Source organism: Telluria mixta (assembly GCF_029223865.1).
Lineage (GTDB): Bacteria > Pseudomonadota > Gammaproteobacteria > Burkholderiales > Burkholderiaceae_D > Telluria > Telluria mixta.
Genome location: NZ_CP119520.1, coordinates 4,243,132 through 4,264,295 on the forward strand (window position 1 = coordinate 4,243,132; position 21,164 = coordinate 4,264,295).

15 protein-coding genes and 9 tRNA genes are annotated in these 21,164 nt (G+C 68.6%); 14 read left to right on the plus strand and 10 right to left on the minus strand.

All coding sequences use genetic code 11. The annotated features are described in order from the left end of the window. Position 1: 1 nt before the first annotated feature. The 11 genes from P0M04_RS18945 (at position 2) to P0M04_RS18995 (ending at position 4,483) form a co-directional block, all read left to right on the plus strand. A tRNA-Ala gene (locus tag P0M04_RS18945) sits at positions 2 to 77 on the plus strand. Between the two features lie 29 nt (positions 78 to 106). Then, positions 107 to 182, plus strand: a tRNA-Glu gene (locus P0M04_RS18950). 69 nt (positions 183 to 251) lie between these two features. After that, positions 252 to 327: transfer RNA gene (locus P0M04_RS18955), tRNA-Ala, on the plus strand. Between the two features lie 36 nt (positions 328 to 363). Further along, positions 364 to 439 (plus strand) — tRNA-Glu (locus P0M04_RS18960). A gap of 64 nt (positions 440 to 503) precedes the next feature. Next, positions 504 to 579 (plus strand) — tRNA-Ala (locus P0M04_RS18965). Positions 580 to 603: 24 nt separating this feature from the next. Next, positions 604 to 679, plus strand: a tRNA-Glu gene (locus P0M04_RS18970). A gap of 51 nt (positions 680 to 730) precedes the next feature. Next, positions 731 to 806, plus strand: a tRNA-Glu gene (locus tag P0M04_RS18975). Positions 807 to 842: 36 nt separating this feature from the next. Beyond that, a tRNA-Glu gene (locus P0M04_RS18980) sits at positions 843 to 918 on the plus strand. Between the two features lie 69 nt (positions 919 to 987). Next, a complete protein-coding gene (gene earP / locus P0M04_RS18985; RefSeq protein WP_259447544.1) occupies positions 988 to 2,136 on the plus strand; it encodes an elongation factor P maturation arginine rhamnosyltransferase EarP in 1,149 nt (382 codons plus the stop codon). A 66-nt stretch (positions 2,137 to 2,202) separates the two neighbouring features. Next, on the plus strand, positions 2,203 to 2,778 hold the full coding sequence (locus tag P0M04_RS18990; protein ID WP_259447543.1) for an elongation factor P: 576 nt from the start codon (positions 2,203 to 2,205) through the stop codon (positions 2,776 to 2,778). A gap of 124 nt (positions 2,779 to 2,902) precedes the next feature. Beyond that, positions 2,903 to 4,483, plus strand: coding sequence for an amidase (locus P0M04_RS18995; protein ID WP_259447542.1), 1,581 nt, complete (start codon positions 2,903 to 2,905; stop codon positions 4,481 to 4,483). Here P0M04_RS18995 and P0M04_RS19000 read toward each other — a convergent pair. From P0M04_RS19000 to P0M04_RS19045, 10 genes are all read right to left on the minus strand, one after another. After that, on the minus strand, positions 4,467 to 5,876 hold the full coding sequence (locus tag P0M04_RS19000) for an MFS transporter (protein ID WP_259447541.1): 1,410 nt from the start codon (positions 5,874 to 5,876) through the stop codon (positions 4,467 to 4,469). The two genes, P0M04_RS18995 and P0M04_RS19000, sit on opposite strands and share 17 nt — an antisense overlap. Positions 5,877 to 5,880: 4 nt before the next feature. After that, positions 5,881 to 6,387: a TssQ family T6SS-associated lipoprotein gene (locus P0M04_RS19005; protein WP_259447540.1), complete on the minus strand. Its 507-nt coding sequence runs from the start codon at positions 6,385 to 6,387 to the stop codon at positions 5,881 to 5,883. Positions 6,388 to 6,404: 17 nt separating this feature from the next. Continuing rightward, positions 6,405 to 7,598: a serine/threonine-protein kinase gene (locus tag P0M04_RS19010; protein ID WP_259447539.1), complete on the minus strand. Its 1,194-nt coding sequence runs from the start codon at positions 7,596 to 7,598 to the stop codon at positions 6,405 to 6,407. A 112-nt stretch (positions 7,599 to 7,710) separates the two neighbouring features. Continuing rightward, complete coding sequence (gene dbpA / locus P0M04_RS19015) at positions 7,711 to 9,120, minus strand: ATP-dependent RNA helicase DbpA (RefSeq protein WP_259447538.1); 1,410 nt, start codon at positions 9,118 to 9,120, stop codon at positions 7,711 to 7,713. Between the two features lie 49 nt (positions 9,121 to 9,169). Further along, positions 9,170 to 9,433: a hypothetical protein gene (locus P0M04_RS19020; RefSeq protein ID WP_259447537.1), complete on the minus strand. Its 264-nt coding sequence runs from the start codon at positions 9,431 to 9,433 to the stop codon at positions 9,170 to 9,172. Positions 9,434 to 9,496: 63 nt separating this feature from the next. Next, positions 9,497 to 9,573, minus strand: a tRNA-Met gene (locus P0M04_RS19025). A gap of 47 nt (positions 9,574 to 9,620) precedes the next feature. Continuing rightward, positions 9,621 to 10,781, minus strand: coding sequence for a methyltransferase (locus P0M04_RS19030; RefSeq protein WP_259447536.1), 1,161 nt, complete (start codon positions 10,779 to 10,781; stop codon positions 9,621 to 9,623). Between the two features lie 12 nt (positions 10,782 to 10,793). Beyond that, positions 10,794 to 11,006, minus strand: a complete 213-nt coding sequence (locus P0M04_RS19035; protein WP_259447535.1) for a hypothetical protein — start codon at positions 11,004 to 11,006, stop codon at positions 10,794 to 10,796. A 38-nt stretch (positions 11,007 to 11,044) separates the two neighbouring features. Next, positions 11,045 to 14,902 carry an AAA family ATPase gene (locus tag P0M04_RS19040; RefSeq protein ID WP_259447534.1) on the minus strand — a complete coding sequence of 1,286 codons (3,858 nt, stop codon included), beginning with the start codon at positions 14,900 to 14,902 and terminating at the stop codon, positions 11,045 to 11,047. Beyond that, positions 14,899 to 16,170, minus strand: a complete 1,272-nt coding sequence (locus P0M04_RS19045) for an exonuclease SbcCD subunit D C-terminal domain-containing protein (RefSeq protein WP_259447533.1) — start codon at positions 16,168 to 16,170, stop codon at positions 14,899 to 14,901. Before P0M04_RS19045 ends, P0M04_RS19040 begins: the two co-directional genes overlap by 4 nt. A 136-nt stretch (positions 16,171 to 16,306) precedes the next feature. Here P0M04_RS19045 and P0M04_RS19050 point away from each other — a divergent pair, with 136 nt between their 5' ends. The 3 genes from P0M04_RS19050 (at position 16,307) to P0M04_RS19060 (ending at position 21,161) form a co-directional block, all read left to right on the plus strand. After that, positions 16,307 to 17,542: a winged helix-turn-helix domain-containing protein gene (locus P0M04_RS19050; RefSeq protein ID WP_259447532.1), complete on the plus strand. Its 1,236-nt coding sequence runs from the start codon at positions 16,307 to 16,309 to the stop codon at positions 17,540 to 17,542. 259 nt (positions 17,543 to 17,801) lie between these two features. After that, positions 17,802 to 18,398, plus strand: coding sequence for a hemerythrin domain-containing protein (locus tag P0M04_RS19055; protein ID WP_259447531.1), 597 nt, complete (start codon positions 17,802 to 17,804; stop codon positions 18,396 to 18,398). Between the two features lie 117 nt (positions 18,399 to 18,515). Beyond that, positions 18,516 to 21,161 carry a DUF349 domain-containing protein gene (locus P0M04_RS19060; RefSeq protein ID WP_259447530.1) on the plus strand — a complete coding sequence of 882 codons (2,646 nt, stop codon included), beginning with the start codon at positions 18,516 to 18,518 and terminating at the stop codon, positions 21,159 to 21,161. The last annotated feature ends 3 nt before the right edge of the window (positions 21,162 to 21,164 follow it).

Consider the following 21,164-nt stretch of genomic DNA (forward strand, 5'->3'; position numbering starts at 1 on the left):
CGGGGGTATAGCTCAGCTGGGAGAGCGCTTGCATGGCATGCAAGAGGTCAGCGGTTCGATCCCGCTTACCTCCACCAACTCTGAAGTGCAGTATGTCGTAGTCCAGGTCCCCATCGTCTAGAGGCCTAGGACATCACCCTTTCACGGTGAGTACCGGGGTTCGAATCCCCGTGGGGACGCCAGATTCGGCAGCGACGTTGAAAAACGACGTAAGCAGTAAATGTAGTGTGTTATAGTGCTGTTTTCCCGTAGGGGGTATAGCTCAGCTGGGAGAGCGCTTGCATGGCATGCAAGAGGTCAGCGGTTCGATCCCGCTTACCTCCACCAAGCAGGGAAAAACAGAGTATCACATTGCAGTCCAGGGTCCCCATCGTCTAGAGGCCTAGGACATCACCCTTTCACGGTGAGTACCGGGGTTCGAATCCCCGTGGGGACGCCAAGAATTTGTTTTAAGAAGAGTTGCAAGGAAAGCCGCCTTGAGCGGCTTTTTTATTGAAGTTTTGGGGGGTATAGCTCAGCTGGGAGAGCGCTTGCATGGCATGCAAGAGGTCAGCGGTTCGATCCCGCTTACCTCCACCAAGTTTCAGCAGTACGGTAGTTCGGGTCCCCATCGTCTAGAGGCCTAGGACATCACCCTTTCACGGTGAGTACCGGGGTTCGAATCCCCGTGGGGACGCCAAGGTTTTGGTGTAATATGCCTGCGATCAGGCATAGCGGTAAAAGTTCCAGGGTCCCCATCGTCTAGAGGCCTAGGACATCACCCTTTCACGGTGAGTACCGGGGTTCGAATCCCCGTGGGGACGCCAAGCATACTTACGGCAAGCAGTAAAAAACAGTTTTAGGTCCCCATCGTCTAGAGGCCTAGGACATCACCCTTTCACGGTGAGTACCGGGGTTCGAATCCCCGTGGGGACGCCAGTCAAAGACCGGAGCAGACCACCCGCACATGCGGAAAGGTGCTCCGGTTTTTCTTTGGGTTCGCACAACATGCTCAACGTTCAACGCTCCACGACACTCGCCATCTTTTGCAAGGTGGTCGACAACTTCGGCGACATCGGCATCTGCTGGCGCCTCGCGCGGCAGTTCCACGGCGAGCATGGCATCGCCGTGACCTTGTGGGTCGACGACCTCGCCAGCTTCCGGCGCATCTGGCCGGCCGTCGATGTCGATGCCTTTGAACAGATCGTGGACGGCGTGCGCGTGCTGCACTGGCGCGACCAGGACGGCAGCTTCCAGCCGGAAGACGTGGCCGACATCGTCATCGAATTCTTCGGCGTCGACATCCCGCCGGGCTATATCGCCGCGATGGCGCAGCGTGAGCCGCGTCCCGTGTGGATCAATTACGAAGGCCTCAGTGCGGAGGAATGGGTCGAGGGCTGCCATTCGCTGCCGTCGATGCATCCGCGCCTGAAGCTGACGAAGCATTTCTTCTTCCCGGGTTTTACGGGCAAGACAGGTGGCCTGCTGCGTGAACGGGGTCTGCTCGACGCCCGCGACCGCTTCCAGGCCGACCCGGCGGCACGAGCCGGCTTCCTCGCGCGTCTTGGCGTGACGCAGGACGAGATGGCCGCGCTGACGGTCAGCCTGTTCTGCTATCCGCCCGCTCCAGTGGCGGCGCTGTTCGCGGCATGGCGCGACGGCGGGGCGCCCGTGACATGCCTGGTGCCGGAAGGCGTCGCGCGCGAGCAGGTCGCGGCGTTCGTCGGCGCGGACGCAGTGGCAACGCACGGCAACCTGACGGTCCGCGTGATCCCGTTCCTCTCGCAGGACGACTACGACCGTCTGCTGTGGTCGTGCGACGTGAACTTCGTCCGCGGCGAGGATTCCTGGGTGCGCGCGCAATGGGCGGGGCGACCATTCATCTGGCACATTTATCCGCAAGATGAAAACTTGCATCATGTTAAACTCCGCGCGTTCCTGCAAACGTACGCGGAGAACCTGGACAGCCTGATCGATTTTTCCCTGCGCTGGAACGGCGTGGAAAGTGAAGTGCCCGCCGATTGGCCGGCGCTGTGGACATCCCTGAAAGCCGGTTTGCCAACGATTACAAAGCGCAGTGCAGAATGGCAGGCGCGGATGTTGGCGAATGGCGACTTGGTGAGCAATCTGCTGGATTTCGCCCGGTCGCTGCGGTAGGCGACGGGCGAGGAACATGGTATCATGCTTGATTACTGCAACTCATTTTTAGGTTAAAACCCTCCTATGAAACCCGCAAAAGAAATCCGTGTCGGCAACATCATCATGGTTGATGCCAAGCCTTTCATCGTGCTGCGCTCCGACGTCAATGGCTCGAGCCGCACGGGCTTCACGTACAAGTGGAAGATGAAGAATCTTCTCACCAACGCACCGCTGGAAAACGTGTTCCGCGGCGACGACAAGTTCGACGTCGTCGTCCTGGACAAGAAGCCGGTGACCTACTCGTACTTCGCCGACCCGCTGTACGTCTTCATGGATGAAGAGTACAACCAGTACGAAATCGAAGAAGAAAACCTGGGCGACGCCATCAACTACCTGAAAGACGGCATGGAATGCGAAGCCGTGTTCTACGACGGCAAAGCCATCTCGGTCGAACTGCCGATCACCATCGCGCGCCAGATCATCTACACGGAACCGGCCGTCAAGGGCAACACCTCGGGCAACGTCCTGAAGGAAGCCAAGATCGAGAACGCCATCGAGTCCAAGCAGTTCACCATCCAGGTGCCGCTGTTCGTCAACCAGGACGACGTCATCGAGATCGACACCCGTACCGCCGAGTACAAGAAAGTCGTCCGCAACTAAGCCGACCGCTCTCTGAAAAAACGCTGTCCATCGGGCAGCGTTTTTTTTCGTCCGTACGTCCGACACGCATGCATGTCACATCGGCAAGATTGCTGATATGCTGGAGCATTCTCGAGGAGGATGCATGGATCGCAGGGATTTCGTTCGACTGGGGCTGGCGGCGAGCGCCGCCGCCGGTGTGACCGCGCCGGCAGCGGGCAAGGAACTCGATGCCGTGCTGGACGCCGGCGTGCGCGAGCAGCAGGCGCTGATGGAAACCGGCAAGCTGACGTCGAAGACGCTGGTGCAGCGCTATCTCGCGCGCATCGCCGCCGTCGACAAGGCCGGACCGCGCCTGAATGCCGTCATCGAACTGAATCCCGACGCCGTCAAGATCGCGACCGATCTCGACCGCGAACGCCAGGCCGGCAAGGTGCGCGGCCCGCTGCACGGCATTCCTGTCCTGCTGAAGGACAATATCGCGACGGGCGACCGGATGAGCACGAGCGCCGGCTCGCTCGCGCTGGATGGCGTGCGCGCCTCGCGCGACGCGTTCGTCGCAGCGCGTCTGCGCGTGGCCGGCGCCGTCATCCTCGGCAAGACGAACCTGTCGGAATGGGCGAACATGCGCTCCACCCACTCCGTCAGCGGCTGGAGCGGACGCGGCGGCCAGACGCGCAACCCGTATGCGCTCGACCGCAATACGAGCGGCTCCAGTTCCGGTTCGGGCGCCGCCATGGCGGCCGCGCTCGCCACACTGGCCATCGGTACGGAGACGGATGGCTCGATCGTGTCGCCGTCGTCGATCTGCGGCATCGTCGGCATCAAGCCCACGCTGGGCCTCGTCAGCCGCGCGGGCATCATCCCGATCGCGCATTCGCAGGACACGGCCGGCCCGATGACGCGCACCGTGGCCGACGCCGCGCTGCTGCTCGCCGCCATTGCCGGTGCCGACCCGGACGACGCCGCCACGGGCGCCATGCCGGGCAAGCCGGGCGATTTCGCGGCGGCCCTGCGAACTGACGGCCTGCGCGGCCGCCGCATCGGTGTCGCGCGCAATTTCTTCAATATCCCGGCCGTGAACGCCGTGATCGAGGCCGAGCTGGCCATCTTGAGCGCGCAAGGGGCGACGCTCGTCGACGTGCAGGTGCCCAACGTGGACAAGTACGGCGACACGGAACTGGAAGTGCTGCTGTCCGAATTCCGTCCCGACCTGGAAGCGTACCTCGCCGGCTACGCGCCGCATGCCTCCGTGAAGACGATGGCCGACGTGATCGCGTTCAACGACAAGCACGCCGCCCGGGAACTGCGCCACTTCGGCCAGGAACACCTGATCGCGGCGGCGGCCCGGCCGGGCCTCGATGCCAAGGCCTACCGCGACGCGCTCGCCGATAATCGCCGCTACAGCCGCGAAGAAGGCATCGACCAGGTCCTGCGCGAAGAAAAGCTGGATGCGCTCGTCGCGCCGACGGGCGGGACGGGCTGGCTGACGGACTATATCAACGGCGACCACGACGGCCCGAGCTTTTCGTCGCCCGCGGCCGTCGCCGGCTATCCGCACGTGACGGTGCCGGCCGGTTTCGTGCACGGGCTGCCTGTCGGGCTGTCGTTCGTCGGTGGCGCGTGGAGCGAAGCGGCGCTGATCGCGATGGCCTATGCCTACGAGCAGGCGAGCCAGCGGCGCCGCATGCCCACTTACCCGGCGTCCGTCAACGTTCGCGCCTAACCCAGACGAACGCGCAAATCGACGCCGCCAGCGCGCACGCGGCGCACACGGCCATCGCCGCGTGGAACGGTGCCAGCAGCGAGCGGCCTTGCGCCGTCAGGACGACGCCCAGCAACGCCGTCGCGATGAGCCCGCCGCCGCGCGCGACGGCACTGTTGAAGCCGGACGCGACGCCCGTGTGGCGGGAGTCCACCGACGACAGCACGGCCGTCGTCAGCGGCGCGGCGACACACGCCATGCCGACGGCGATGACGAGGATGGCGGGCAGCACGGTCGTCGCATAGTTGCCGTCGCCGATGCGCGTGCCCAGCAGGAATCCGCCCGCCACGACCAGGGCCCCGATCGCCAGCGGCAGCCGGGAGCCGTGGTTGCCCGCCACCTTGCCCATCAGCGGCGAGCCGATCGCGAGGACGATGGGAAACGGCAGCAGCGCCGCACCCGCCTGCTTGGCGGAGTAGTGCAGCGCCTGGATCAGCACGAACGGCACGAGCAGCATCAGCGCGCCGAGGGCGCCGTAGAGCAGGAACGTCATCAAATTGAGGCCGGAAAAGCTGCTGGACCCGAACAGTGTCAATGGCAGCATCGCCTTGTCGCCCGCGCGCCGCTCCGCCCACAGGAACCCGAGCAGCACGAGCACGCCGGCCGCCATCGCGCCGCCGGGCGCGGCCGTCACGCCTTTGTCCGCCGATGCCGCCGCCAGGCCCCACGTCAAACAGCCCAGGCCGACGCTTGCCAGCAGTGCGCCGGCCGGATCGAGCGCGACAGGCTTCTCGCCGCGCGGCACGCGCACGTAGCGCCAGCCGAGCCACATCGCCAGCGCCGCGATGGGCAGGTTGATATAAAAGACCGCGCGCCAGCCGACCGTGTCGATGAGCCAGCCGCCGAGCAATGGCCCGACGGCACCCGCCGCCGCCCCGGCCGCGGCCCAGATCCCGATGGCCTTGCCGCGCGCCTTGCCGTCGAACGTGGCGCCGAGGATCGCGAGGCTGTTCGGCAGCAGGAAGGCTGCACCGATGCCCTGCAGCACGCGTCCGCCGACGAGCAGCCACAGCCGCGGCGCCCATGCGCACAGCAGCGAAGCCAGCGCGAACGTCGCGATGCCGGCGAGCAGGATGCGGCGCCGGCCGTAGCGGTCGCCGGCCGCGCCGCCCAGCAGCAGAAGAGAGCTCAAGGGTAAAAGATAGCCGCTCACGACCCACGACAGGTCGGCGCCTGCGCCGCCCAGGTCACGGCCGATCGCGGACAGGCCCACGTTGACGACGGAGCCGTCGATGAACGCGAGACTGCTCGCGAGGATCGACGTGGCGAGGACGAGGTGAGGATGATCGGTGTGGCCGCTGGGCGGCGTGCTGTCGGCCAGCGGGCTGTCGCAGTGGGCCGGAACGGCGCTCACGTTGTCAGCGCGGCGCGGCCGCCTGCTTGGCCTTCGTGAAGACGGGGCCCCACAGCGGATGGCCGTGTTCGCCCGGTGCCAGGTCGAACGACGGGTCGAGGCGCAGCGCGCGGTCGAACGCCTGGCGGCACGGTCCCGGCCGCGACGTCACGCAATAGCTGAACGCCATGTATTTCAGGGCCGTAAGGCGCGTGGCGAGCGGGCCATTGTTCACGTCGCGCGCGGACAGCCGCTTGATCGCGCCGTTGTAATCGCCATCGTTGTACAGCCGGATGCCTTCCTGCAGGCCGGCGCTGGGCGTCGGCGCGTCGTCGCGGTCGCGCGGCTTTTCCTTCGGCCGCGCAGGGGCCTCACGCACCGCCGGGGTGTCCCGCTCCACTGGCGCCGTCGCCTTCGGATGGCTGGGGCTGCGTGCCAATTTCTTGTCGAAGAGCGGGAAGTCGGCGCAACCGCCGAGCAGGGCAGCAGTCGCGGCCAGCAGGACGGCTTGGGCGAAGCGTTGGTTCTTCATCGGTCTCCGGTCGTGGGTCATCGGGGCTCTGAATTGAAGTCGACGGTGATCTGGCCGTCGCCGCTCGCCGTGTCGACCTCGAGCACGCGGTCGTGGAAGTTCGGGTTCGTCACGCGGATCGTGTGGCGGCCGGGCGCCAGCACGAGTCGCTTGATGGGTGGGCTGACGCCGCGGTCGACGTCGTCCACGTAGACGACGCCCCATGGCTGGATCTGCAGCCTGTACACATTGCCGTTCGGCGTGACGACGACGCCGGGCAGGCGCGTGTCCGGCGCGGGCTGGGCCTGGGGAGCGGCGATGGGCGCGGACGGGTTGGCGGGCGGTTGCGGTACGGCTGCCGGGCTCGATGCCGGCGTATCCGGCGCGACATAACCCTCGCCGCTGTCCAGTGCGCCCGCGGCTGTGGCGCCGGTCGCTGCCATGTCGGCGTGCGGCTTGTCGGCCTGTTGCGGCAAGGTCAGCACGATGTGGTCGAACGAGCCCGAATCGCGCATTTCCGCGAACATGGCGAGCGCCAGCGCGATGAGCACGGCCCCGCCGCCGGCCGCGACGGCCCAGCGTTGCCAGCGGCTCAGATTCAGGCGTCGGCGCGGCCGTTCGTCCGTCTGCATGAACGCGGGCGGCACGGCGGCAGGCGGTGCGGCGGCCGGGGCGAGGTCAGGGCCGAGAGCGGGGCCAAAATCGGGGGCGGGCGTGTCGTAAGGCGCCGGCGGTGTCATGTGCGACGCCACCGCGGCCCCGACGGGCGGCCCGAGCGGGACGATGCCGAGCAGGTCGCGCAATTGTTCGATGCTTTGCGGACGGCGTGCCGGGTCGGGATCCATGCAGCGGTCGACGGCGCCCACGAGCGAATCGCTGTAGCCTTCCGCCCGGCCGGCCAGCGGGCCCGTCGGTGCGAGCTCTCGCGTGATGGCGTAGTGGATGATGCGTGCCAGCGCGTTCAGGTCCTCGGCCTCCTGCGCTTCCGGCGGGCCGACGTCGGAAGGGATCAGCAGCGGCTCGCCATTCTCGTGGAACACGATCGTGTCGGGCGTGATGGCGCGATGCGGCATGTGCATCGCGTACTGCAGTTCGAGCGACTGCAGGATCTGGCGGAAGATCTTGCGGCACCACACTTCGTTGACCTGTTCGGGACTGTACTCGACGATGTCCCGGACGGTGCGGCCTTCGAGGTGCTGCTGCTCCGGTCCGATGGTAGTTAGGCTGGTCATTTTGCTAAGGCATGGGCTTGGCAAAATCATGCCAGATTTGTAGCACCGGTGCCCGAGCACAACTCAACCGTGCGCGCCTGTTACAACTGTTACAAGTGCGGCGGCTTGGACTTCAGTCGTCGATGAAACGCATCTTGAAGTTGCGTCCCTTGATGGTGCCGAATTCCTCGCCCAGCGGATTCCCGCCATTCAGCCGGTCGAACGCCTGTTGCGCCACCCGGCGGTCGAGCGCGACGTAGCTGACGAATTCGAAGATGGCGATCTTGCCGACCTGTTCCTTCGTCAGGCCCGCGTCGCCGGTGAGGGCGCCCAGCAGGTCGCCCGGCCGCAGCTTCTCTTTCTTGCCGCCGGATACGCACAGCGTGACCATGGGCGCCGGATCGACCGCGCCGTCGTCGTCGGCCAGTTCGTCGAGCGCATGCCACTCGGCCGTGAAACCCTGCGCGTCCTCGATCAGCCGGACCCAGCGCTTTTCGTTCGGCGCGCACAGCGACAGCGCGAGGCCGTTCGCACCCGCGCGTCCCGTGCGGCCGACGCGGTGCACGTGCACTTCCGGATCCTTGGACACGTCGACGTTGATGACGGCTTCCAGCCCGGCGATATCGATGCCGCGCGCCGCCACGTCGGTGGCGACGAGCACCGCGCAACTGCGGTTGGCGAAGCGCACCAGCGTCTCGTCGCGTTCGCGCTGTTCCATCTCGCCGTACAGCGCGAGCGCGGAAAAGCCCTGATCGCGCAGGGCGTCCGCGACTTCGCGGCAGCGCGCCTTCGTGTTGCAGAATGCGATCGCCGAGCTCGGGCTGTAATGGCGCAGCAGACGCGCGACGGCGTCCACGCGGCCGTCGAAACCGATCTCGTAGAAACGCTGTTCGATGCGGGCCGGCGCGTGCGCGGTGTCGACGGCGACCTCGAGCGGATCGCGCAGGAAGCGCGCGGTGGCGGCGCGGATGTCGTCCGGATACGTCGCGGAGAACAGCAGGGTCTGGCGATGGGCCGGGCATTCGCGCACGATCGCGGCGATCTCGTCGTAGAACCCCATGTCCGTCATGCGGTCGGCCTCGTCCAGCACGAGGGTGCGCAGGCGCGCGAGGTCGAGCGTGCGGCGCTGCAGGTGGTCGCGGATGCGGCCCGGCGTGCCGACGACGATGTGCGCGCCGAATTCCAGGGACGCGATCTGCGGACGCATCGAGGTGCCGCCCGTCAGCACCACGACCTTGACGTTGCCGATGCCGCGCGCCAGGCGGCGCAACTCGTTCGCGACCTGGTCGGCCAGCTCGCGCGTGGGGCACATGACGAGGCCCTGCACCGCGAACAGGGTCGGGTTCAGCTTCAGCAGCATGCCGATGCCGAACGCGGCCGTCTTGCCGCTGCCCGTCTTGGCCTGTGCGATGAGGTCGCGTCCTTCGAGTGCGAGCGGCAAGGTGGCCGCCTGCACGGGCGTCATGTCTTTATAGCCGAGCTGGTCGAGGTTGGCGAGGAAGGGGGCTGCGAGCTGCAGCGAGGAGAAGGCGGTGTCGGACATGGTGTCGGCGTTTCGTTGGCGCGACGAACCGGCGTTCATGTCGCGTGCTTCAGGGTGCCGGCTTCCAGACAGGCAAGCCGGTGAGGTCCAGATCGGGATCGTGTTTCCAGACCGGCAGGCCGGTCGCATCCGTTTCTGCCAGGTTCATCAGCATCAGCTGTTCCTGTTTCTGTGCCGTGCGGCGCGCCCTTGGACGCTTGGCGGGCGCGGGATCCGAGGACGGAGACGGAGAAAAAGCTGCGGCGGCATCGTCAGGCGGCGCCGGCTCGAAGCCGGGCAGGTCGAAGGTCGCGTTGTCTTTCTTGTCTCTCATGCGCTGCGCTGGCCCAGAAAACAAAAGCCCGGCTACAAGAGTCGGGCTTGTTGTTACGGTATTTGGTTGCGGGGACAGGATTTGAACCTGTGACCTTCGGGTTATGAGCCCGACGAGCTGCCAGACTGCTCCACCCCGCGTCTGAGAACGCTATTGTAACCCGATCGGCGCGGAAGCGCAAATCGGGTTACCCGGCTACCTGCAGGCGCCACAGCGACGTCACCTCGGCCATGCGTGCCGCCGCCAGGGGATCGTCGGGATCGCTGGCTTTCGGATGCGTGGGGCGGATGTCGTGGCGGCCCGCAACGTCCAGTCCGGCGCTGTTGATCCAGCCGAGCAATTGATCGCGCGATCGCAGGCTCAGGTGCTCGGCCAGGTCGGACAGGATGAGCCAGCCTTCGCCGCCATCGCGCAGGTGATCCTTCAATCCCGCGAGGAAACCTTTCAACATGCGGCTGTCGGGATCATAGACGGCGTATTCGATGGCGGAACTCGGTTTGCCCGGCAGCCACGGCGGATTGCAGACGACGAGGTCGGCGCGGCCTTCGGGATACAGGTCCGCGCGCACGATTTCGACCTGCCCGGCAAGGCCCAGCCGCTCGACGTTGGCCCGGGCGCAGCCCAGCGCGCGCTCGTCCACGTCGGTGGCGAGCACGCCTTGCAGGCCGCGGTGCGCCAGCACGGCCGACAGCACGCCCGTACCCGCGCCGATGTCGAACGCGAGTGTCGCGCCAGCCGGCAACGGGGCCTGCGCGACGAGCTCGACATATTCGCCGCGCACGGGCGAGAACACGCCGTACCACGGGTGGATGCGCTCGTCGAGGGCGGGAATGAACACGCCCTTGCGGCGCCATTCGTGCGCGCCGATCACGCCCAGCAGTTCGCGCAGCGAGGCAATGTACGGTTCCGTCGCGGCGCCGTAGGCTTCCATGCACGCTTCGCGTACGTCGGGCGCGCGCCGCAGCGGGATGCCGTGCTCCGCGTCGAACGGGATCAGGAGCATGGCCAGCGTGCGGGCGCGCTGCAGTTGCGCGAGGCGGTGGCGGTGGAATTGTTCGGTGAGCGTCGCCGGGGCCTTGCCCGTCCTGGCGCGCTTGGCCCGTGGGCCTTTATGGTCGACGCGGCGCACGAGCGCCTGCAGCAGTTGGCGCGCGTTCTGGAAGTCGCCGCGCCACAGCAGGGCCGTGCCGTTCAGCGCGTGGCGCCAGGCCGCGTCGGCGGACATCGTGTCGTCCGCGAGCACGACCTTCTTCGGCGCCGGCCAGCCGCTTTCCGAGCGCCAGCGCGCCGAGCGTTCCTCGCCGTGTTCGATCCAGTGGATGCGCGCCGCGCCGTCGGGAGTCGTCATCGCCGCGTCCGATCAGTGGTGGTGGTGCCAGTTGAGTTCGTTCGACTCGACGAAGGATTTCACGGCATCCGGGTTGCCGGTCGCGTGGCGCTTGATTTCGCCGCATTCGCAAATGCCCTGGTAGGGCTGGATGTGCGAGCAGGCGGACACTTTTTGCAGGGTGACCTTGACCGGCTTGGCGCATTTGGCGCACTTGAAGGTCAGGAAACGGGCGGGTTTGGTCATGATGAATGCGAATGACAGATCAATGGAAGGGGCGCATTTTAGCACTGCACGGTCACGGCACTGCTGCCTCCGCCGGCCGGCCGGACGAGCACCTTGGTGGCGATCCGCTCCGTCATCTCCTGCACGTGCGAGATGACGCCGACCTTGCGCCCCAGCGACTGCAGCGCGTCCAGCGCATCCATCGCGACGCCCAGCGTATCGCTGTCGAGGCTGCCGAATCCTTCGTCGATGAACAGCGATTCCACTTTGACACGGTTCGACGACAGCGAGGCGAGGCCCAGCGCGAGCGCCAGCGAGACGAGGAACGATTCGCCGCCGGACAGCGAGTTCACGGAGCGCACTTCGCCGCCCATGTCCTGGTCGCGCACCATCAGCGCCAGCGACGGGCCGGCCGTGCTGACGACACGCTCCAGCCGGTAGCGCCGCGCCAGCTGGGCCAGGTGCGTGTTGGCATAGCCGAGCAGCACGTCGAGCGTGAATTGCTGGGCATAGTTGCGGAATTTCTTGCCGTCTGCCGAGCCGATGAGTTCGGCCAGCCTGGCCCACCGGTCCTCGATGGCGCGCTGGCGCTCGATCTCGGCCATCATCGAGCGGGCGCGCTCGCGCCGCTGCTCGTCTTCGCGGATGCGCATGGCGAGGCTGGCCGCCGCTTCGTGCGCGGCCTCCCGTTCGGACTGGGCACGGCGCAGCGCGGCGGCGACCGCGTCGGCGTCCTGCGCCGGCGCGGTTGCCGGTGCCTGCACCGCGGCGGGTGCGCCATCCTCGGCGGGCGTGTCCGGCTGCTCGATATCCGCCTGCGCCGGCGCCACGTCCTCGCGGAACCGCTCGTGCTGCTCGCGCTGCGCGCGGCGTTCGGCCAGCACGGCCGTCGCCTGGCGCACGGCCGTGTCCAGTTCCTGCAGGGCGGTCCGTTCCTGGGCGATCCAGGCCGCGCCGACCTGGAGCAGGTTGGCCAACTGCTGTTCATTGGCCACGCTTTCCAGTGCCGGATCGCTGCCGTCGAAATCCTGAATCCATTGCGCGAGGCGCTCGCCGGCATCGGCCAGTTCGCCCTGCAGGTCGGTAATGCGGCGCGCCGCCAGCGACTGCGCTTCCCGCACCCGCGCTTCCGCCTGCGCGGCCTGCAGGCTCGCCGCCTGGCAGGCGTTGACGGCTTCGCGTGCGGTGTTCACGGCGCCGGTCAGGACCTGCTCGACGTCGCGTGCGGCGCGGCCGTCGAACAGTTCCGCACGCTCGGCGCGGCGCGCGGCCAGGTCTGCATCGATGCGCGCGAACTCGGCCTCCGTTTCCACGAGTCGCCGGCCGGATTGCTCCACGCGCGCGGCCAGCGCGGCGTGTTCGGCGTCAAGGGTGCCGATGGCGCCCTGCAGCCGCGCCTGGCGTGCCGCCTGGTCGTTCCATTCGCGCGCCTCGTTGGCGCGGGCCTGGCGCCAGCCGGCCGGGTCGCGTTGCCACTGCATTTGCCAGCCGTCGCCGCACGCTTCCGCCAGCACGGGGTCCAGTTCCGCGAGCAATTCGGCGAGCGTGGCCGCGGCCGCCTCGCGCCGGGCGGCCAGCGCGGCGATGTCGGCATCCAGGCGCGCGAGCGTGCCTTGCGCCGTCTGCGCCGCGTCGAGCAGGCGCGCGTGTTCGCGGTTGGCCTGGTCCCAGGCCTGCTGGGCGGCATCGCGCGCGAGCTCGGCGCGGCGCAGGTCGCCGTCGCGCGTCTCGAGTTCTTCGTAGGCCTTGCGTAGCGCGGCCTGTTCCGCCGCCAGCCAGCGGCCGCGGGCGTCGGTGCCGGCATCGCCGTCCGGCGCATCCGCCGCGAGCGGATTGTCGGCCCATTCCGCGTCCAGCTGGACAAGCGCGGCGGCGAGGCTGTCGCGTTCGCGCGCCAGCGCCGCCAGCCGTTCGCCGGCCGTATCGTAGGCGGCGCGCTGGCCGGCCTGCTGGTCGACGTTGGCGCGCTGTTCGGCGCGGCGCGCGGCCAGTTCGGCGGACAGCTCGTCCAGCACGGCGTGCAGCCGGTCGTCCTGGTGCCGGTACGGATGCTCCGTGCCGCCGCATACCGGGCAGGCATCGCCGTCCACGAGCGTGGCGCGCAACTTCTCGACGCCGTCGGCGCAGGCCAGCTGGGCCGTCTTCAGCATGCGTTCGGCCTGGGTGACGGCCGCGTCCAGCGCGATGCCCGCCGCGCGCGCGCCATCGAGCCCTTCCTGGGCTTTGCCTTGCACTTGGGTGGCCTGGGCCGTCTGCGCATCGAGGTCGGCCATCCGGCCGCGCTGGGTGCGCAGCGCCTGCCACGTGTGGTCGAGCGAGGCGAGGTGTTCGCGCCGCTTGTCGAGCGTGCGCCGTTCCGCGCGCAGGGCATCGGCGTCGATGCCGTCGAGCGCCGCGGCCGCCTGCCTGCGCGCGGCCTCGCGCACGGCCAGCAGTTCGACGGACGCCGACAGCGCGTGTGCCGTGCGCTGCGCCATCGCGGCGGCCTGTTCGGCACCGGCGCGAGCCGCGTTCAGGGCCTGGGCGCTGGAAGCGTCCTGGCGCGCGGCCTGCTCGGCCTGGGCCAGGCGCTGGTCCCAGCGCGTCCATTGCGTGGCGAGCAGTTCGCGCGTGCCGTGCGCGGCGAGCCAGCCCGTCGCGTCGTGCAGGGCGCGACGGCTCGTTTCCACTTCCTCGGCCTTGGCCCGCAGGGCGGCCTGGGCCTGCGTCGATTCCGCGCGCACGTCGCCCTGCGCTGCGCGCGCCTTCGCGTGGGCGGGCGCGAGCGTGTCCAGCGTGGCGTCGAGGGCTTTCGCACGGTCCAGTTGCGGGGCGGCGGCGCGCTGCGCGTCCTCGGCCGCTTCCAGTTTGCGTTCGGCCTCCATCAGGCCGCGCGCGGCCTGTTGCTGGGCATCGAGGGCACGTGCCAGTTCGTGTTCGCTGCCGGCCAGCTGCGCCTGTACCTGGCGCTGTTCGCCGGCCAGTCGGTTCAGGTCGGCGACGAGGGCGCGCGCCGGCTGCACGGCGTCCAGCGTGGCCAGCCGGCGGCGCCGGTCGGAGGCGGCATCGGCCTCCGACCGGGCCCGCGCCAGCGTGCCGTCCGCCTGGGTTTCGGCCGCGCGCAGGCGGTCCAGTTCCTGGTGCCAGCGCAGTTGCCGTTCCAGCGCGGCGCGGCGCGTCTCGGCCGCCGTCAGCGCGGCCTGGGCGGCGGCATGGTCGGCGTCGAGTTGCGCGCGCGCGTCCGGACCGAGCGGAGCGTGGTCCTGCAGGCGCGACGTCAGGCGGCGCATGGCTTCCTGCTCCACGCGCCAGCGCTCGTAGGCGCGGCGCGAGATGTCGCTGTAGACGGCGCTGCCCGTCAGCGTTTCCAGCAGTTCGCCGCGCTCGTTCTCGTCGGTGCGGAGAAAGGCGGAGAACTCGTTCTGCGCCAGCAGCACGGAACGCGTGAACTGTTCGAACGACAGGCCGATGCGGCGTTCGATCTCGGCCAGCACCTCCGTCTTCGTGCCGCCCAGCGGTTGCAGGCCGGGCAGTTGCTGCATGCTCATCGTCGACGGCTGCAGCGCGCCGGCCGCGCGGTTGCGCGAGCGCCGCACGCTCCAGCGCGCGCGGTAGCGCTGCTCGTCGTTGCCGACGAAGTCCACTTCGGCGAACGCGTCCGCCGTGCCGCGCCGCATCAGCGTGCGGCGGTCGGCCACGGACAGCGTCTCGTCGCCGACGTCGGGCAGGTAGTTGCCCACGCGCGGTCCCTTGATGAGGCGCGGCGTGGCGTCGTACAGGGCCAGGCACAGGGCGTCCAGCAGGGTGCTCTTGCCGGCGCCGGTGGGGCCACTGATCGCGAACAGGCCGGAGGAGACGAGCGGTTCGCTCTCGAAATCGACCTCGAATTCGCCGGCCAGCGAGGCCAGGTTCTTGCCGCCGATGCGCAGGATCTTCATGCGGCCTCCCGGTTCTTCGCGCTACCGTCGGCCGGCAGCAGCAGTTCCGTGAACGCGGCCAACTGGTCGTCCGGCGCGTCCTCGCCGAAACGCTGCTGCCACAGGCGGCGGAAGATGTCGTCCGGCTGCAGCTGGGCGAGCTGGTCCAGGCTCAGTGCGGGCTCCACGCCGGCCGTCGTCACGACGCGGCGCGTCGGTTCGATCTTCGCGAGGCGCACGGGCTTGCCTTCCAGCGCCGCCTCGACCTGCGCCCGCAGGCCCGGCTCGGGCGCGTCGAGCAGCACGCGCACTTCCAGGTAGGGCCAGACGTCGCGCGGCAGGTCGGGCAGGTCGAGGGCGACCAGTTCCGCGATCGCCTGCTTGACGGGCGCCGGGCTGGCCGGCACGCGCAGCAGTTCGACGGCGCGCGGCACGTGCAGCGGTTCGATGGCGGCCGCGCGCGGGCCGTCCAGGTCGATGCGCAGCACCTGGTGCCGGTAGCCGACCTCGGCGAACGACAGGGGCAGGGGGCTGCCGCTGTAGCGCAGGTGCTCCTGCTGGCCGACCCGCTGGGCCAGGTGCAGGTGGCCCAGCGCGGCGTAGGCGACGTCCGGGCCGAACATCGACGCGGGCAGGGCCTCGGTGCCGCCGATGACGATGCGGCGTTCCGAGTCGGGCGACGCATCGCCGCCGACCATGTGGCAGTGGCCCATCGCGAGGATCGCCTGGCCCCCGGTGGCCCGGGCGCGCGCCAGGTCGTACGCTTGCTGGTAGAGCAGGCGGATGCCGGCCAGGTAGGCGTCGAACGCATCGTCGCCTGCTACCTGCGACGCGACACGCGGCACGTCGCCCGGCCGCAGGAACGGGATCGCGACGCACCAGGCTTTTACGTTCCCATCCTTGCCGGTCAGCGGGACGATGAAGCGTTCCAGGTCGATGCCGCCTTCGGCATCGCGCACGACATGGCCCACGACGCGTGTGCCGTGCGCTTCCAGCAGCGGCCCCGGCGCTTCCAGGCGTCCCGGCGAATCATGGTTGCCGGCGATGATGACGATGTCCAGTTGCGGCGCGCGTGCCCGGGCCTGCTGCAGGAATCGGTACAGCTGGCGCTGCGACGCGGCGGACGGGTTCGAGTTGTCGAACACGTCGCCCGCGATCAGCAGGGCGTCCGCTTCCTGGGCGACGATCGTGTCGAGCAGCCAGTCGAGAAAGCACTGGTGTTCGTAGGTCCGGTCGAAATTGTGCAGGGTCTGGCCGAGGTGCCAGTCCGATGTGTGCAGCAGCCGCATGGTCGTTAAGAAATCCGCAACAGGGGTTGAGCCAGGGCGCCAACTATATCGCATGGAGCGAGATACTGTAAAAAAAACCAGTACTTTTTCGCAGCGACCTGTACAAATGTTGATGGGATGTCACTAGAATGTGCGGATGAGCGAACCAATTCTGACTCCCGCTGTCGCACGTAACCTCCACCTGGCGGCCCAGGGCATGCTGCAGCCAAGGCGTGGCCGCGCCACGAAGGCCGACGTGCTGGCCGCGATCCGCCGCATGGGCGTGTTGCAGATCGACACCATCAGCGTCGTCGCGCGCAGCCCCTATCTCGTGTTGTGGAGCCGCGTGGGCGACTACGACCCGGAGTGGCTCGACCAGTTGCTGGCCGAGGGAAAGCTGTTCGAGTACTGGGCCCACGAGGCGTGCTTCATCCCGATCGAGGACTACGGCCTGTACCGGCACCGGATGGTCGATCCGGGCTCGCTCGGCTGGAAATACGCGGGGACGTGGCTGGCGTCGCACCGCGACGAGGTCGAGCGCGTGCTCGCGCACATCCGCACCAGCGGGCCGGCCCGCTCGGCCGACTTCGAGCGCACGGACGGCAAGGCCGGCGGCTGGTGGGAATGGAAGCCGGAAAAGCGCGCACTGGAGGTCTTGTTCACGACGGGGCGGCTGATGATCGCGCGGCGCCAGCAATTCCACCGCGTGTACGACCTCGCCGAGCGCGTGCTGCCCGGCTGGGATGATGCGCGCATGCCGTCGCTCGACGAGACGCGGCGCCGCTTCGTGCTGGATGCGGTGCGTGCGCTGGGCGTGGCGAAGGCGGCCTGGATCCCGGACTATCACCGCACGAAGCCGCCGCACCTCGATCCGGCGCGGCTGGCCGACGAGGGCCTGCTGCTGCGCGCCCGCGTCGAGGGGTGGAAGGAGCCCGTGTACGTCCACCCCGATCACGCGGCGCTGCTCGGGCAGGCCGTGGACGGCGCGCTGCAGGCCACGCTGACCACCGTGCTGTCGCCGTTCGATCCCATCGTCTGGGACCGCCGCCGGGCCCTCGACCTGTTCGGGTTTGACTACCGCCTCGAGTGCTACACGCCCGCCGAGAAACGGCGCTACGGCTATTTCACGCTGCCGCTGCTGCGGCGCGGGGCGCTCGTCGGCCGCGTGGACGCCAAGGCGCACCGCAAGACCGGCGTGTTCGAGCTGAAGTCGCTCGTGCTGGAACCCGGTGTGCGCATCAGCGACCGTTTCGTACGCGACCTGGCCGCCGCGTTCACCCGCTGCGCGCGCTGGCACGGCTGTCCGCAGGTCGTGCTGGCGCATGCCGAGCCGGCCGGGCTCGCCGCGCCGCTGGGCGCCGCCCTGGGCCAGACACTGGCGGCCGCGGCCTGACGCCGGGGCCCGCATCGGCATTCCCAGGGCCGGGTACCGTTTGTGATAGATCAAACGTTGACCCGGCCGGGCTCCTTACACTAGACCTTCCTTCAGGCCAAAACCAACCAGAGGACGCCTCGCGATCCGAGACTCGCGATTCGAGAGTGCCCCGGGCCTGTCAACAACGCTCCCATCGGACCCTGCATAGCGCCGCGAATGCCATGTGGCCGGGGAGCGGATTTGTCGAACTCACTCGTGAGAAAAAGGTGGAGACTGAATGCTGACATCGACTTATACCCTCGTCGCCCTGTCTGTCGAACAGACGACGGTGCGCGCGGCCCTGCAGTCGCTGCTCGACGAGCTGCGCGCGCTGCCGGGGGACTTCAGTACCCTGGCCGCCGGCAGGGCGGCACAGTTGTGTGCTGCCCTGCGCCAGGTGTACGACAACTGTCACTGGCGCAAGCTCGACAAGTTCCTCGTGCCGGCCCTGCGCCGCAGCACGGCGGCGGCCGATGGTTTGCTGGAAGAACTCGAACGCCTCAGCGGCAAGGCGGCCGTCGCGATGAGCACGGCCGAGGCCTGCGTCGGCGCGGCGGACCATCCCGTGCCGCGCGAGGTGTTCTGCCATGCCGTCGAGTATTGCGTCGGGGCCCTGCGCAGCCGGCTGGAGCGCGAGGAAAAGGAGCTGTTCCCGCTGGCGCGCACGGCGGTCGGCGGCGACGCGTGGTTTGCGATCGCCAACCAGATGCTCGCCCATGACGCCTATGCGCAGGAGCGCCGGGGCGACCCGGGCCGCCTGCGTCACGAGCTGGTCGGACATGCCGGCCACGATGTACATGGGCGACGGCATGCGGCCTTGACCGCTGCCCACTGACCGCATCGATCTTGTCAGTGGGCAATGACGAACATGTTGCTCGCACGCGCCAGGCCGGTGTCACGAGGCCATCAGGGTTCTTTGCTATGATGGCGATTTTGGAAGTGCGATTTCATCATGTTCGAGTTCCTATTCAAGCGGCCGGGCGACAAGCCCGGCGACAAGCCGGCCGGGCAGGGAGGACAGGCGGGGGCGCAAGCGGAACCGTCCGCGTCCGCCGCCACGCATTCGTCCAACCATCAACGTGCGGCCCAGGCTGAAAAGCTGGGCCGGATCGGGGATGATGAAGCCGCCGCGGTGGAATTCATCCTCCAGTGCGAATTCTCCGAACTGCGGCTCACCGCCGCCGAGTTCGTCCATAGCCCGGAGCAACTCGAGCGTGTCCACACCGCGATGCGCAACACCGATCGCCGCGTCGCCAAACTGATGCAGTCGCGCCTCGATGCGCACCGTCACCGCGAAGCCGAGCACCGGCGCGCGCAGGTCGCCGTCGAGCAGGCCGAATCCCTCCTCAAGGACGCGGTGCTGACCCCGAACCACGTGGCCGAGCTGGACCGCAAATGGTCCGTGATCTCCGCGCCCGAGCTCGACGCCGCGTTCCAGACCGCGCGCGCCGCGCTGGCCCAGCGCCTGGAAGCGCAGGTGGCCCTGCAGCGCGCCATGATCGACCGCGTGGCCGCGTTGCGCCAGCTGGGTGGCGCCAGCCTGCCGGCGGCGGAACTGGCCCAGCGCCTGGACACGCTGGCCCAGGAACAGGACGAGGCCCTGCGTTCGCCCGAACACCCGTCGCTGCCGCGCGCCCTCGTGGCCGAATTCGCGGCCGGTATGGAAAAGCTGCGCGCCGGTCTGCAGGTGCAGGAAGCCGGCCAGGCCGCACTGGCGGCGCGCGCCGCATTCATCGACGCCCAGCAGGCGAAGCCGGTTGCCGAGCTGAATGCCGAGACGCTGCGGCGCGAATGGAAAGCGCTGCCGCATCTGCCCCAGGACGAGCAGTCGGCCGAACTGCAGCGCCGCTTCGACGCCCTGCTGGCCACGGTGCCGCAGCCCGAGCCGCGCAAGGCGAAGGAGCCGCGCGAGCCGAGGCCTGCGCACGAAGGCGGCGCAAAAACCGCCACGACAGCCCCCGCGAAAGAGGGCGCGAAGGACAACAAGCCGCGCGGCGCCGACCAGCATTTCATCGACACGATGGATGCGATGGAAGCCGCCCTGCAGCAGGGTTCGTTGGGCGCGGCCGCCGACCACGACAAGACACTGAAAGACGCGCGCGAAAAGGGCATGCGACTGACGCCCGCGCAATCCGACCGCCTGGCCCATCTGCGGGCCGAGCTCAAGCGCCTGTCCGACTGGGCGCGCTGGGGCGGCAACGTCTCGCGCGAGGAACTCATCAAGACGGTCGAGGCCTTGACCACGCAAAACCTGGCGATGAGCGAGCTGGCCAAGAAGGTCGGCAGCATGCGCGACCGCTGGAAGGCGCTCGACAGCCTGTCCGGCGCCGCGCCGAAGAGCCTGTGGGAGCGCTTCGACGCCGCCTGCACGGCCGCCTATGCGCCGGCCGCGGCCCACTTCCGTCACCTGGCCGACGAACGTCATGCGAATGCGGCGCGCGGCCAGGCGCTCGTCGAGGAAGCGCAAGCCGAGATCGCGCGCCTGCGTGACGGCAGCGTCGAGTGGAAGCACGTGGCGGGCACGGTGCAGCGGCTGCGTCTCGCATGGAGCCACCTGGGTGCCATCGACCGCAAGGAAAAGAAGCGCCTCGACGCATTGTTTACCGATGCGCTGAACGTGCTGCAGGGGCCGCTCGAAGAGCAGCGCAAGGCCGAGATGTCCGAGCGCGAAGCCATCATCGAGGAAGCGGCCGCCATCGATCCGCACGACCGCCACGCGATCGATACGATGCGTGCCCTGCAGCAACGGTGGCAGGAGCATGCGCGCGCGCTGCCGCTCGAACGCAAGAGCGAGCAGGCCCTGTGGCAGCGCTTCCGCGCCGTGTGCGACGACGTGTTCCAGCGCCGCAAGGAAACGATGCACGAGGCCGACATCGAACGCCGCGCCCACGAAGCCGCCAAGGAAGCGATCAGCGCGCGACTGGAAGCGGCGGCGGACAGCGTCACGCCGGCCACGGTTGGCAAGCTGCTGCGCGAGGCGCAGGCGGAATGGCAGGCGATCGGCCCGGTGCCGCGCGCGCATGAAGCCCGCGTGGAAAAACGCTATCACGCCGCCGTGGCGCTCGTGCAGCAGCATGCCGACCAGGCGAAGCGCGCCGCCGGCGTCGCCCAGGCGGGTGTGCTGCGCGACAAGCTGCGGCTCGTGCAGGAACTGGAGCAGGCCATCGCGGCGGACCAAAACGGTGACACGGACTGGGAGGCGCGTTGGTCTGCCTTGCCGCCCCTCGACGCCGACATGGAACGCACGCTGCGCACCCGTTTCGACGCCGCACTGGCCGCGCTGCGCGGCAGTCCGGCCGACACGGCCGCGTACAAGCGCAAGCTGGAAGAGAACAGCGGCAAGCTCCTGCACGAGTTGCTGCGCCTGGAAATCGGCGCCGGCATCGACAGCGGACCGGAATTCGCGCGCGAGCGGTTGAAGCTCCAGGTCGAGGTGCTGCAATCGTCGCTCAAGTCAGGACAAAGCGCAGGCCGTGGCGCCCAGGGCGGTGCGACGGCGCAATTGCGCGACCTGTGCGCGCTGCCGGCGCTCGTCGATGCGCGTACGGCGTCCCGGATCGAGCAGCTCGCGCTGCGTGTGGCCAAGGAGGGCAAGTGAAGA